Source organism: Phyllobacterium sp. CCNWLW183 (assembly GCF_037203775.1).
GTDB lineage: Bacteria > Pseudomonadota > Alphaproteobacteria > Rhizobiales > Rhizobiaceae > Phyllobacterium > Phyllobacterium ifriqiyense.
Genome location: NZ_JBBCBN010000009.1, coordinates 117,743 through 131,409, shown reverse-complemented (window position 1 = coordinate 131,409; position 13,667 = coordinate 117,743). Strand labels below are relative to the sequence as shown.

Here is a 13,667-nt window from a genome sequence, read left to right as displayed (position 1 = left end):
GCTACCCTGCAAATGCAAGCACAATATTGACTCAGACAGCCTTTGCCGCATCAAGAATGCGAAATTGTGTCGTCGTTGAGCCGTTCCAATGATTAAGAGCCAGATTGCCTGCGACATGCACAGATTGACCTAATTGCCTGAAAAGGAAGTCGCCGAGGTCACTTCCCACCGCACGAAAGGCAATTGCATTGATACGCTTACCGTCTGCACCAGCAAGCGTCACCTTGATGTGGTTGATGCCGACTGACCGAGCGTCAATCAGCCTGTGGTGGGGAAGGACAAGAACCGGTTGAGGATGACCCGACCCAAACGGACCAGCTTTTTCCATCGTTTCGTAAAGGGGAACGGTCGCACCTGCAGCGCTCAAAGCTCCGTCAATTGCCAGTGAGGCATTTCCACGCAATTGTCCCACCATCTCTGCGGATTGCTCTTCGAAAAATGCGCGCAAAGCACCCATTTTCCCACGTTCAACGGTAATTCCGGCAGCCATTGCATGGCCGCCACCCTTAACCAACAGGCCCTGCTCTACCGCGCCTCTGACAAGCTTCCCCAAATCAAAGCCGTTAATAGACCTCCCGGAGCCGCTGCCGGTTCCGTTTGCATTGAACGCGATGGCAAAAGCAGGCCGACGTGCTCGCTCCTTTAATCGCGCGGCGATCAACCCGACGATACCGGGATGCCAGTCGTCATTGGCTGTAATGAGAATAGCCGGACCAGATGAGGAGGAAAGCTCGGCCATAGCCTCGGCTTCCGCCTGTTCAAGCATGATCGTTTCCATCGCCTGACGCTCTTGATTAAGCCGATCAAGCTCCTGCGCAATGCGCATGGCTTCATCCGGGTCGTCGAGCGTTAAAAGCCGCGCGCCGAGACCCGCATCGCCGATCCGCCCACCGGCATTGATTCGCGGACCGATCAGATAAGCGAAGTGAAACGCATTAAGCGGCTCTCCAATCCGCGAGACGCGCGCCAATGCCGCAAGTCCGACATTCTGCTGGGTGCGCGCGACAAGAAGCCCCTTCACCACAAAAGCACGGTTCAATTCTTTTAATGGGACAACGTCGCAGATCGTGGCCAAAGCAACGAGATCGAGTAAAGACAGCAGATCTGGTGGATTGGTGTTAAGTTTCACCCCCTGCTCCCGCAGGATTCGCGAGGTTTGCACCAACGTCAGAAAAACTACGCCTGCAGCGCAGAGATGTCCCTGGCCGGACAAATCGTCCTCACGGTTGGGATTAACGATAGCGAGTGCGGCCTCGGGCAGATTACCACCCACTTGATGGTGATCCAGAACGACAACGTCGGCACCAGCGACTTTGGCCGCATCAATTGCGGCGGCACTATTTGTTCCGCAATCAACTGTGACTATCAGCGAGGCTTGTTTTGCCAATTCCTGCATAGCAGCGGGGTTTGGGCCATAGCCCTCAAATATCCTGTCTGGAATGTAGATTTGATTTGCGATGCCATAATGGGCGAGAAAGCGCGATAGAATGGCTGAAGAACAAGCGCCATCAACGTCATAATCGCCGAAAATAGCAACTGTCTCACGAGCAATAATAGCTTTGGCGATGCGCGCTGCTGCCGGTGCCATATCCGTCAACGACGTCGGGTCTGGCATCAAACTTTTCAGAGTCGGCTCCATAAAAGCCGCCGCGTCATCCAAACCAACGCCCCTCCCAGCTAGGACGCGAGTGACGATATCGGGGAAGCCATGATTTTGCGCCATGGCCAGCGCAATATTTGCCTCGCGCTGGCCGAGTCGATCGACCCACTTCAGACCGGTTGCCGATTGTCCAACGCCGAGAAAAAGCCGTTCAGATGTCATCTGAGCGTTCAATCACTCGGCGGCCCGGAATGCAATGCCCCGAAAGTTCATTCTATTATTGGAACTTGCTCATATCCTGATGCTTCGCTTTGATTTCGCGAACTGTCTGAGAATGTGAGCGCATCACCACCGTGTGGGTCTGAATATAGTCGCGGGCGAACTTGACGCCGGAAAGCATATTGCCATCGGTCACGCCGGTTGCGGCAAAAAGCACGTCACCTTTGGCCATTTCTTCCATCGTATAGATTTTCTTGGGGTCGCTGATGCCCATTTTGGCTGCCCGGGCGATTTTGTCATCGCTGTTGAGTTGGAGCCGCCCTTGCATCTGCCCGCCAATGCAGCGAAGCGCCGCAGCGGCCAGAACGCCTTCAGGCGCGCCACCAATGCCAATATAAATATCAATGCCAGTTTCGTCGGGGTCAGTTGTATGGATAACGCCGGCGACATCACCATCGCCGATCAAACGGATGGAAGCGCCCGTGGCGCGGACTTCCTCAATCAAACGTGCATGGCGTGGACGGTCCATAATGCAGGCTGTTATCTCACTGACGGGCACGCCCTTCGCTTTGGCAACTGCCATAATATTCTCAATGGCAGGCGCATCGAGATTGATGATTCCGGCTGGATAACCCGGTCCAACGGCAATCTTCTCCATGTACACATCCGGTGCATAGAGCAGGTTGCCTTTTTCGGCGATCGCGATAACTGCCAGGGAATTTGGCAAGTTCTTGGCGCAGATAGTCGTGCCTTCCAGTGGATCGAGCGCAATATCAACCTCAGGCCCACTGCGTGTTCCAACTTCCTCACCAATGTACAGCATTGGTGCTTCATCGCGCTCGCCTTCGCCGATAACAACAGTTCCCGCGATGGGCAGGCGATTCAATTCCTGACGCATTGCATCTACAGCAGCCTGATCGGCTGCCATTTCATCACCGCGCCCGCGCAGGCGAGCGGCGGCAACGGCTGCACGCTCGGTTACACGAACCAGCTCAAGGGTCAAAATACGATCGAGGCCTACATCAGTCTGGTCGGAAGTTTTCGGCATAGTTTTTCCTGCTTTTGTGGATATGGCCGCATTTCAAGATCAGCAATGCGGCTTTAGTAGCATCGCTATGCAAATCTTTTGTCAAAGTCGCAACCACGCGGCAAGGGCTTGAGCCGAAGAAAAGCCACTTGCCGAAAAAGCTAATCGATTAAACGCACTATGCCGGTTTTTAACCCGCTCTTTCAATACGAATCATCTGGGGTTTATCGGTTGCGTGACCATCCTTGACGATTCCTTCGAGAGCTTTTTTAACCGCGGCTTCCGTCGTTTCGTGCGTTACCAGAATGACTGTCTTGGTCGCCTCTGCCTGGCTATTGGCACTTTGCCGCTGCACAATCGATTCAAGCGAAATATCATTATCTGCCATGCGTTTTGCGATCGCAGCGAACACACCTGCCCGGTCATGGACAGTCAGGCGGATAAAATACCCCCCCTCATGGGCACGCATTTTAGCACGCTTATAGGGTGCTAGCGCTTTCGCAGGTGTGCCAAAAACAGGGCCATGCTGAAAACCAGGTCGGCTTTTCGCGATATCAGCTAAATCGCCGATAACCGCAGATGCCGTTGCCGCTCCACCAGCCCCAGGGCCGGATAGCAACAGTTCACCCAGGAGATCTGTTTCGATAGCGACGGCGTTGGTAACGCCGTGGACCTGTGCGATAACCGATTCAACCGGCACCATCGTGGGATGCACACGCTGTTCAATGCCGCTTTCAGTCTTCAACGCAACGCCAAGCAACTTGATGCGATAACCAAGTTCGTCGGCAGCCTTGATATCTGCCAATGATATATTGCTGATACCTTCCAGATAAATGTCATCTGCTGCAATCTGCGTTCCAAACGCGAGGCTCGTCAGGATTGCGAGCTTGTGTGCTGTGTCATTTCCTTCGATGTCGAATGTCGGATCAGCTTCCGCATAGCCAAGGCGTTGTGCATCGGCGAGACAGTCCTCAAAAGAGATACCCTCGTCCCACATCCTTGTAAGGATATAGTTGCAGGTGCCGTTCATGATGCCGTAAACGCGCGAAACCGTATTGCCCGTCAATGATTCGCGAAGCGCTTTAATGACTGGGATACCGCCTGCTACGGCAGCTTCAAAGTTTAACAGCACGCCTTTTTCTTCAGCGATCTTGGCGAGATAGACACCATGCTTTGCTAATAGCGCTTTGTTTGCAGTGACGACGTGCCGTCCCGATTTAAGGGCTGCTTCAACAGCTGCCCGAGCCGGCCCCTCGTCGCCGCCGATCAACTCGATAAAAACATCAATCTCATTCGATTTGGCCAGCTCAACCGGATCATCGAACCAGGTCGCCGCTGAGAAATCCACACCACGATCACGCTTGGCATCACGCGCTGACACTGCCGTGACGATAATCTGCTTCCCGCACTGACGGGTGAGCATTTCACCCTTGTCCTGCAAAATTTTCAGAACCGAGGCACCAACGGTACCCAATCCGGCGATTCCTACGCGCAGTGCTTCACTCATCGTTCACTTCCTTGGATTTTCATTAAAGCGGCGCCAGACAGCGCCGCTGATTCCGCTTCGGTCTACGCCAACTTAACGGCGCGCATTCAGCGGAATAACATTATGTAGTTTTTCGTCAGCGGTGCTGAGGAAACGCTTCAGATTACGGGCAGCCTGACGAATACGATGCTCGTTCTCCACCAGCGCGATGCGGATGTAATCATCCCCGTGTTCGCCAAAGCCGATACCAGGCGCGACGGCGACATCCGCATGCTCAATCAGAAGTTTGGAAAACTCCAACGAACCAAGACTGCGGAACTTCTCCGGTATTGGTGCCCAAGCAAACATTGTCGCTGCAGGAGCTGGTATGGGCCAACCAGCGCGGCCGAAACTTTCCACCAGAACATCGCGGCGATGTTTGTAGATGGCGCGAACCTCAGCAATATCTGAGCCATCACCGTTCAGCGCAGCGGCGGCTGCGACCTGAATAGGGGTGAAAGCACCATAATCGAGATATGATTTGACCCGCGTCAGCGCTGAAATCAGCCGCTCATTACCAACCGCGAATCCCATACGCCAACCGGGCATGGAAAATGTCTTCGACATCGAAGTAAATTCAACGGCGACATCAATAGCGCCTGGAATCTGCAGTACGGATGGCGGTGGCGCATCGTCAAAGTAAATTTCCGAATATGCCAAATCCGAAAGAATGATGATTTCGTTCTTCCGGGCAAAAGCTACCACGTCCTTGTAGAAATCAAGCGAAGCAACGTGAGCCGTAGGATTGGACGGATAGTTCAGGATCAATGCCAGCGGCTTTGGAATGGAATGGCGGATACCGCGTTCCAGAGCCGGGATGAAATGATCGTCCGGCATTGCAGGAATCGAGCGAATAACACCGCCGGACATGATGAAACCGAATGCATGGATTGGATAAGTGGGATCTGGGCAAAGAACAACATCACCGGGCGCAGTAATGGCTTGCGCCATATTTGCGAAACCTTCCTTCGAGCCGAGGGTCGCTACGATTTGCGTGTCCGGATTAAGCTTTACTCCGAAACGGCGCTCATAGTAGGCGGCCTGTGCGCGGCGCAAACCTGGAATACCCTTTGATGACGAATATCGATGCGTGCGCGGGTCCTGAACAGCCTCGCACAACTTATCTACAACACTCTGAGGGGTTGGAAGATCGGGATTGCCCATACCAAGATCAACAATGTCCGCACCCGCGGCTCGCGCACTGGCCTTCAGGCGATTAACCTGCTCGAAAACATAAGGCGGGAGGCGGCGAACTTTATGAAATTCTTCCATATTTTTGGGTCCGGTTAAAAATAGCTGCAATGGGCGTGCGCTATACACCTAAACGGAACCACGGTCGAGAGATCATTGTGATGAGAGGGTATTGATAACACCAAACGAAAAACCAGACCACTGGACAGCGGTCTGGTTTTTTGAGCCCCGGATATCAGATAATCTCGCGCCTCATCTTTAATTTTTATTCAGCTGGTGCGCCCGGAACCAACTTTTCGGAAACTTTGCCGAACGTAGCAGAAATATTGCCACCCAATGTCGTTGCCGCACTGATGATGGCGACGGAGATTAAAGCTGCGATGAGGCCGTACTCAATTGCAGTCGCGCCGGATTCATCCTTGAGGAAACGTGTGATGAGAGTTGTCATGTGCCTGTCCTGTTTGTCTGGTTTTAAAATATAATTGGTTTCGTTGAACCGTCGTGAACATAGGGTGACAGGAATTGAGCACGCATTAATGGAGATGGTTACCAAAAACTATCTGATTTTATTGCTTAATCGGCCTTTACCGCGCATGATTAAATCTAATTAAAATTCGCTGCTGAAATGGTTGCGCTTGGCAAATCCTCCGGCATCCATCGGATTCCGGAGGAATTATCAGGTCGGCCTGCATACGCCGGAACCAAGCGGGCTTTATTTCGTCGTATAGCCGCCATTTACGAGAATAGTCTGTCCGGTCATCCACCAGCCCTCCGACACCATGAAGCGGATATAGGGCACGATATCTTCAATGTCGGTGAGTCCTGTCTTGGAGAACTTTGAGAGCGCAGCAGCCGTTTTGTGATAAGCGACAGCATCTTCACCTTCAGCGGGATAGAAAAACGGCGTGTCCATTGGGCCTGGACCAATCGCCGTCACCGAAATGCCTCGCTCACCAAATTCCTTTGAGGCTGCCCGCGTGAAATGCTCCACGGGCGCCTTAGTCCCCGCATAGGCTGCGTAAAATGGCGTAAACGCTCCCAGCAGCGAAGTGACAAGCGTACAAATCTTTCCGTTATCGTTGAGATTTTTGCCTGCTTCCTTGAGGAAGAAAAAAGCGGTCTTGGCATTAACTGCGCTCATCTCGTCATATTCAGATTCTGAAATCTCTGCGATAGGCTTCTTCAACACCTTGCCCACGGTGTTAATAGCAATATCTGGACGTCCTATCGCATTGACCACATCATCGAAAAGCTTTTCCATGGCGCCTGCAGTCGTCAAGTCGGCTTGAAACGCCACCCCTGTCGAACCCGCAGCCTTGATTGCAGCCAAGGTTGCCTCCGCATCTGTCTTCGTCGCCAAGCTGTTATAGTGCACAGCGATTGATTTGGCTCCATGTGCAGCCAGATCGCGAGCGATCAACCCACCGAGGTTCTTTGCGCCACCTGCGATGATGATAGTTTTTCCTTTGATCCCGTGATCAGGCATGTGTCGGCTCCTTTTGGTGCGCTCACATCATGCGGGCGCTTTCAGGTAACCAGAATATAGGCTAGGTTTTCTGGATAAAGCTGGAGAATTGGACATCACCTGTCAGAATTTCCGTACAATGGGGCGACAGCAATTTGGATCGTATTGACCTCTTCCGTATCTTTTCTCGGGTCGTAGAATGCTCAAGCTTCACACGCGCGGCAGACACGCTCGGCGTTCCGCGATCTTCGGTTTCAGCGGCGATCGCAGAACTTGAGGGACGAGTCGGCGCCCGCCTCCTCCATAGGACCACGCGCAAGGTATCCCCTACTCAGGACGGCACTGTTTTCTATGATCGCTGTCAAAGGCTCATTTCCGACGTAGAAGACGCCGAAAACCTTTTCAAGCAAACAGCAGCTCAGCCGTCGGGAAAGCTCAGAATCGATGTGCCAGGTCGGATTGGGCGATTGATTATCGCGCCTGCACTTCCGGATTTTCTTGATCGATATCCACAAATCCACATTGATCTCGGTGTTACGGATCGCGCGGTTAATCTTGTAGAAGATAATATCGATTGTGTGCTCCGCGTTGGACCGCTTTCAGACTCAAGCTTGATAGGCCGGACCATCGGCGCATTGCCGCTGATAAATGTTGCAACCCCGGAATACCTGAAGCGGTTTGGCATTCCTGATTCTCCAGCCGAACTACATTCTCACTGGGCCGTAAATTACGCATCTCCGTCCTCCGGGCGTACGACGGAGTGGGAATGGACTGAAAATGGCGAGCAATTTGCTTTGCAAATGCCCAGCCGCGTCACCGTAAACAGCGCTGAGGCCTACATAGCCTGTTGTTTAGCAAGCCTCGGACTCATTCAGATACCAGCCTATGATGTCCGTGCCCATATTAACGCTGGTGATCTTGTCGAAGTTTTACCCGAATATCGAGCAGCTCCCATGCCCATGACCTTGCTCTATCCCCATCGCCAACACCTCTCGCGGCGATTAAAGGTTTTTGCGGATTGGCTTGAGGAGCTTCTAAAGCAAGACTGCTTGCGGCCCAGCTAAAATATATTGAGCACGAGCGGGAATCGACGCCGGCCACGCGATCAGCCATTTTTCAAATTGGTGTTTTAGAAGTCCGGGAAGTATCGAATGCGGCGGGGCCCGCCACTTTTCCAGTAGTTAAACAATATTTGATTTGTCTAAGGGAAAAGTGGCGCGAGTGACGGGGCTCGAACCCGCGACCTCCGGCGTGACAGGCCGGCACTCTAACCAACTGAGCTACACCCGCGCACTTTCGTACCGAACAATTTGTCCGGCGTGAGCGGTCGTTTAAGGGGTTCGCGGGAGAGTGTCAAGCGCAAGTAGCCATGAAAAATGCGATTGTGAAAAACTCTTCAAACAATTCATAAAAGTGCTACATCCCCTCTTGCCAATGTCGTTCGAAACGCCTAAACGCTCCGGAACACACCCTGTGAGGGGCGATTAGCTCAGTTGGTAGAGCGCTTCGTTTACACCGAAGATGTCGGGAGTTCGAGTCTCTCATCGCCCACCATTCCTTTCCAAGATAAGAAATGTTGCATACGGCCTACCGGCCTGATCGCATGTGTGTTCTGGCAGTATTCTGCCTTCTTGAAGCAATCATCTACCGGAATGCGAAGCAAGACCGTCAGCAAGCATCAAGCTTAGAGAGGGGCTATGAATCAAAATGGCCGGGTAATCGCTTACCCGGCCATCTTTGAACGTGTCAGATGCTAATGGGCGATCTGCGCAGTGGCGTCATCTTCGACAGCTGGAGTTGGAACATGAGCGGGTTCAGTCCACTCGATAGGTTCCGGCTGGCGAATCAAGGCGTGTTTGAGAACTTCATTGGCATGTGAGACAGGTATGATCTCAAGGCCATTCTTCACATTATCCGGAATCTCTGCCAGATCCTTGGCATTCTCCTCCGGAATCAGAACCGTCTTGATACCACCACGCAGAGCAGCCAACAGTTTCTCTTTCAGCCCACCGATAGGCAGCACCCTGCCCCGCAAGGTAATCTCACCAGTCATAGCGATATCTTTGCGAACCGGAATACCGGTCAATATCGACACAATGGCAGTCACCATCGCAATACCGGCCGATGGTCCATCCTTAGGCGTAGCACCTTCCGGCACATGCACGTGGATATCGCGGCGATCGAATAATGGTGGCTCAACTCCAAAATCAATGGCGCGCGAACGGACATAGGATGCCGCCGCCGAAATTGATTCCTTCATCACATCACGAAGATTACCTGTAACGGTCATGCGGCCCTTGCCGGGCATCATGACACCTTCAATGGTCAGCAATTCGCCGCCCACCTCAGTCCAGGCAAGCCCAGTAACGACACCAACCTGATCTTCACCGTCGATCTGGCCGAAGCGGAACTTCTCGACACCAAGATAATCATCAATGTTGGCTGCCGTCACCTTCACCGATTTCTTCTTGGACTTCAGAATTTCCGTAACCGCCTTACGAGCAAGCTTCATCAACTCGCGCTCAAGACTACGTACACCGGCTTCCCGCGTATAGCTGCGGATAATGGCGCGGATAGCATCCTCAGAGACCGAGAACTCCTTAGGCTGCAACGCATGATCCCGAATTGCCTTGGGCAACAGGTGCCGTTTGGCGATTTCCAGCTTCTCATCTTCGGTGTAGCCGGCAATACGAATGATTTCCATACGATCCATCAAAGGACCCGGAATGTTCAACGTATTAGCGGTCGTCACAAACATCACGTTCGAGAGATCATATTCGACCTCAAGATAGTGATCCATGAAGGTTGAGTTCTGTTCCGGATCGAGCACCTCGAGCAATGCGGAAGACGGATCGCCGCGGAAATCCTGACCCATCTTGTCGATTTCGTCGAGCAAGAACAGCGGGTTTGACTTCTTCGCCTTCTTCATCGACTGAATGACCTTGCCGGGCATAGAGCCGATATAAGTGCGGCGATGGCCGCGGATTTCGGCCTCGTCACGCACGCCGCCCAGTGACATACGGACATATTCGCGTCCAGTTGCCTTGGCGATCGAACGAGCCAGTGACGTCTTGCCGACGCCGGGAGGACCAACGAGGCAGAGGATAGGGCCCTTGATCTTGGTCGAACGTGCCTGCACCGCCAAATACTCGACAATTCGGTCCTTAACCTTATCCAAACCATAATGTTCGGCATCCAGCACTTCATCGGCAAGGTTGAGATCGTTCTTGACCTTCGACTTTTTGCCCCACGGAATGGACAGCAACCAGTCGAGATAGTTGCGAACAACCGTCGCCTCAGCGGACATCGGGCTCATCTGACGCAGCTTCTTGAGCTCGGCATTGGCCTTTTCACGGGCCTCTTTCGAAAGCTTCGTCTTTTTGATGCGATCTTCCAGTTCAGCGGCCTCGTCACGGCCATCTTCGCCGTCACCGAGTTCCTTCTGAATGGCCTTCATCTGCTCGTTCAGATAGTATTCGCGCTGGGTCTTTTCCATCTGGCGCTTAACGCGCGAGCGGATACGCTTTTCCACCTGAAGAACCGAAATTTCGGATTCCATGAACGACATCGCCTTTTCCAGCCGTGCACGCACGGACAGAATGGACAGCATATCCTGCTTCTCAGGAATCTTGATTGCCAGATGCGATGCAACGGTATCCGCCAGCTTCGAGTAGTCCTCGATCTGACCCGCAGCACCAACAACTTCAGGCGAAATCTTCTTATTGAGCTTTACGTAATTCTCAAAATCCGACACCACCGAGCGGGCAAGCGCCTCGACCTCAACCGGATCTTCCTCCGGTTCAGCCAGCGTTGTTGCATTGGCTTCGTGATAGTCGGTACGATCGTTGAAACTCGTAATTTCAGCGCGCGCAATGCCTTCGACAAGCACTTTCACCGTTCCGTCTGGCAATTTCAGCAATTGCAAGACATTAGCGATTGTGCCCACTGTGTAGATTGCGTCGGCTTGGGGATCGTCATCCGCCGCGTTTTTTTGTGTGGCAAGCAGTATCTGCTTGTCGACGCCCATTACTTCTTCAAGGGCGCGAATTGACTTTTCGCGTCCAACGAAGAGCGGGACGATCATGTGAGGGAAGACAACGATATCGCGCAACGGCAAAACGGCATAAAGCCCGTTCTCGCCACCCGCCGGAGTCTTCTTGCTTGCAACCGTCATTTCAATGTCCTTTCTCAGACCATTCGGTCAGATCACCGCGTCCGGGCACCCTTTTGGTTGCATGAATTTCCGAAAATGGATGGGAGAAAACTCCAATCCCGGAGCCATGCTAGAGCGGCGTACTACCAGTTATGCGGCTTACCTATTACTTGGAGTGGCAACCCTCCTGTTTCAAGTCACCGGGCTCCAAGCGTCTTCACAGAATCGTAATCTATCCTGCGCTCCGGATGGGTGGAGCGCAATCTTTTGCGACGCCGTACACAGCTTTGAAAACAGAAAAGCTCCGCACAACGCGGAGCTCCTCGTTATTTTGCGCTATTTCCGAAGGATTACGCGGAAACATTGCCTTTTTCTTCCTTGCGTTCAGCATAGATATAGAGCGGACGTGAATTGCCCTCTACCACGTCGCCCGAGATGACGACTTCCTGAACGCCATCCAAGGTCGGCAGTTCGTACATCGTATCAAGCAGGATTTTCTCCATGATCGAGCGCAAGCCGCGAGCACCGGTCTTGCGGGCGATCGCGCGCTTTGCAATTGCCTTCAATGCATCCTCATGGAAGGTCAGCTCGACATTCTCCATGTCGAACAGACGCTGATATTGCTTTACCAAGGCGTTCTTTGGTTCGGACAAAATCTGCACCAGAGCGACCTCGTCGAGATCCTCCAACGTTGCGATAACAGGCAGACGACCAACAAATTCGGGGATAAGACCAAATTTCAGCAGATCTTCCGGCTCAAGTTCGCGGAAGATTGCGCCAACACGGCGATCATCCGGTGCCTTGACTGCCGCGCTGAAGCCAATCGACGTCTTTTCACCACGAGCGGAAATGATCTTGTCGAGCCCGGCAAATGCACCACCACAGATGAAGAGGATGTTCGTCGTATCCACCTGCAGGAACTCCTGCTGGGGATGTTTGCGACCACCCTGCGGCGGCACGGAAGCGACAGTGCCTTCCATGATCTTCAACAAAGCTTGTTGAACACCCTCACCCGATACGTCGCGCGTGATCGAAGGATTGTCCGACTTGCGGCTGATCTTGTCGACTTCATCGATGTAAACAATACCGCGCTGCGCCCGTTCGACATTGTAGTCGGCGGACTGAAGCAGCTTCAGGATAATGTTCTCAACATCTTCACCGACATAGCCGGCTTCTGTCAGCGTCGTCGCGTCTGCCATCGTAAACGGCACATCAATGATGCGGGCGAGCGATTGCGCCAGATAGGTTTTGCCGCAACCAGTTGGACCAACCAAAAGAATGTTGGACTTCGCCAATTCGACTTCATTGTTTTTCGATGCGTGGGCCAACCGCTTGTAGTGGTTATGGACCGCGACAGATAGAACACGCTTGGCATGGTTCTGGCCAATGACATAATCATCCAGAACAGCCATGATTTCCTGCGGCGTCGGGACGCCTTCACGAGATTTCACCATCGAGGATTTGTTTTCCTCGCGGATGATGTCCATGCACAATTCGACGCATTCATCACAGATGAAAACAGTCGGGCCCGCAATCAACTTGCGAACTTCGTGCTGGCTCTTCCCGCAAAACGAGCAATAAAGCGTATTCTTTGAATCGCCGCCGCCGTTGCTGACTTTGCTCATTGCAGTTTCCTTTCAGTATCGGCCCCTCCTCTTGCGGGGGCCGCCACTTCCGTTAGTTGGAAGTGATTCGATCAATTATTGGTAGAATAAGCTCTGCAAACTCACCAATAACTTAACGTAGCGTCTGCTCGTCTCTATGCAAGCCGCTTATGTGGCAGAAAGTCCCCACATGGGTCAAAAAAAGTTCATTTTCGACCCATGCGGGCAATTTAGCCGGTTACTTTGCGTCGCCTTCGACCGCAGCACGCGATTCAAACATCTTGTCGACCAATCCGAAATCAAGTGATTCCTGTGCCGTCATAAAGTGATCGCGGTCCAGAGTACGCTCGATTGTCTCGTAATCCTGGCCTGTATGTTTAACATAAATCTCGTTGAGGCGGCGCTTCATCTTGATGATATCCTGCGCGTGACGCTCAATATCGGAAGCCTGCCCCTGGAAGCCGCCCGATGGCTGATGAAGCATGATGCGGGCATTTGGGAGGACGAAACGCATATCTTTTTCGCCAGCAGTCAGCAGCAGCGAACCCATCGATGCGGCCTGACCGAAACAAAGGGTTGATACGGCAGGACGAATGAACTGCATCGTATCGTAAATCGCCATGCCCGATGTTACCACACCGCCAGGCGAGTTGATGTACAGATTAATTTCTTTTTTCGGATTTTCCGACTCAAGGAACAGCAACTGCGCGCAGATCAGCGTCGCCATTCCATCTTCGATTGGTCCGGTAATGAAAATAATGCGTTCTTTCAGCAGGCGCGAAAATATATCATAGGCCCGCTCGCCCCGATTGGTCTGCTCGACGACCATTGGAACAAGATTCATAGCTGTTTCGATTGGATCTCTCATCGGTGGGCCTCAGCT

At 52.7% G+C, this 13,667-nt stretch carries 10 protein-coding genes and 2 tRNA genes; 2 read left to right on the top strand and 10 right to left on the bottom strand.

Annotated elements, in window-relative coordinates; translation table 11 throughout:
• Positions 1 to 31: 31 nt before the first annotated feature.
• From recJ to V9K95_RS19880, 6 genes are all read right to left on the bottom strand, one after another.
• Positions 32 to 1,822, bottom strand: a complete 1,791-nt coding sequence (gene recJ / locus V9K95_RS19905) for a single-stranded-DNA-specific exonuclease RecJ (protein ID WP_115051676.1) — start codon at positions 1,820 to 1,822, stop codon at positions 32 to 34.
• Positions 1,823 to 1,877: 55 nt separating this feature from the next.
• Entirely contained in the window at positions 1,878 to 2,867 is a 990-nt protein-coding gene (gene glpX / locus V9K95_RS19900) for a class II fructose-bisphosphatase (protein WP_115051677.1), read from the bottom strand.
• A 169-nt stretch (positions 2,868 to 3,036) separates the two neighbouring features.
• The gene (locus V9K95_RS19895) at positions 3,037 to 4,353 is read right to left on the bottom strand and encodes a homoserine dehydrogenase (RefSeq protein ID WP_336441865.1); all 1,317 of its coding nucleotides are present in this window, start codon (positions 4,351 to 4,353) and stop codon (positions 3,037 to 3,039) included.
• A gap of 72 nt (positions 4,354 to 4,425) precedes the next feature.
• Complete coding sequence (locus V9K95_RS19890; protein ID WP_115051679.1) at positions 4,426 to 5,643, bottom strand: LL-diaminopimelate aminotransferase; 1,218 nt, start codon at positions 5,641 to 5,643, stop codon at positions 4,426 to 4,428.
• A 184-nt stretch (positions 5,644 to 5,827) separates the two neighbouring features.
• Positions 5,828 to 6,010: a Flp family type IVb pilin gene (locus V9K95_RS19885; RefSeq protein WP_307284307.1), complete on the bottom strand. Its 183-nt coding sequence runs from the start codon at positions 6,008 to 6,010 to the stop codon at positions 5,828 to 5,830.
• 264 nt (positions 6,011 to 6,274) lie between these two features.
• Entirely contained in the window at positions 6,275 to 7,048 is a 774-nt protein-coding gene (locus V9K95_RS19880; protein ID WP_307284305.1) for an SDR family oxidoreductase, read from the bottom strand.
• Between the two features lie 134 nt (positions 7,049 to 7,182).
• Here V9K95_RS19880 and V9K95_RS19875 point away from each other — a divergent pair, with 134 nt between their 5' ends.
• The gene (locus V9K95_RS19875) at positions 7,183 to 8,091 is read left to right on the top strand and encodes a LysR family transcriptional regulator (RefSeq protein ID WP_307284302.1); all 909 of its coding nucleotides are present in this window, start codon (positions 7,183 to 7,185) and stop codon (positions 8,089 to 8,091) included.
• A gap of 149 nt (positions 8,092 to 8,240) precedes the next feature.
• Here the strand turns inward: V9K95_RS19875 and V9K95_RS19870 are convergent.
• A tRNA-Asp gene (locus V9K95_RS19870) sits at positions 8,241 to 8,317 on the bottom strand.
• Positions 8,318 to 8,505: 188 nt separating this feature from the next.
• Between V9K95_RS19870 and V9K95_RS19865 the strand changes: the two genes are divergently transcribed.
• A tRNA-Val gene (locus V9K95_RS19865) sits at positions 8,506 to 8,581 on the top strand.
• Between the two features lie 199 nt (positions 8,582 to 8,780).
• Here the strand turns inward: V9K95_RS19865 and lon are convergent.
• The 3 genes from lon to V9K95_RS19850 all read right to left on the bottom strand — a co-directional run bounded on the left by lon (position 8,781) and on the right by V9K95_RS19850 (position 13,652).
• On the bottom strand, positions 8,781 to 11,201 hold the full coding sequence (lon, locus tag V9K95_RS19860; protein ID WP_336441866.1) for an endopeptidase La: 2,421 nt from the start codon (positions 11,199 to 11,201) through the stop codon (positions 8,781 to 8,783).
• A 329-nt stretch (positions 11,202 to 11,530) separates the two neighbouring features.
• Complete coding sequence (gene clpX / locus V9K95_RS19855; RefSeq protein ID WP_008120789.1) at positions 11,531 to 12,805, bottom strand: ATP-dependent Clp protease ATP-binding subunit ClpX; 1,275 nt, start codon at positions 12,803 to 12,805, stop codon at positions 11,531 to 11,533.
• Positions 12,806 to 13,022: 217 nt separating this feature from the next.
• On the bottom strand, positions 13,023 to 13,652 hold the full coding sequence (locus V9K95_RS19850; protein WP_115051684.1) for an ATP-dependent Clp protease proteolytic subunit: 630 nt from the start codon (positions 13,650 to 13,652) through the stop codon (positions 13,023 to 13,025).
• Positions 13,653 to 13,667: the final 15 nt, after the last annotated feature.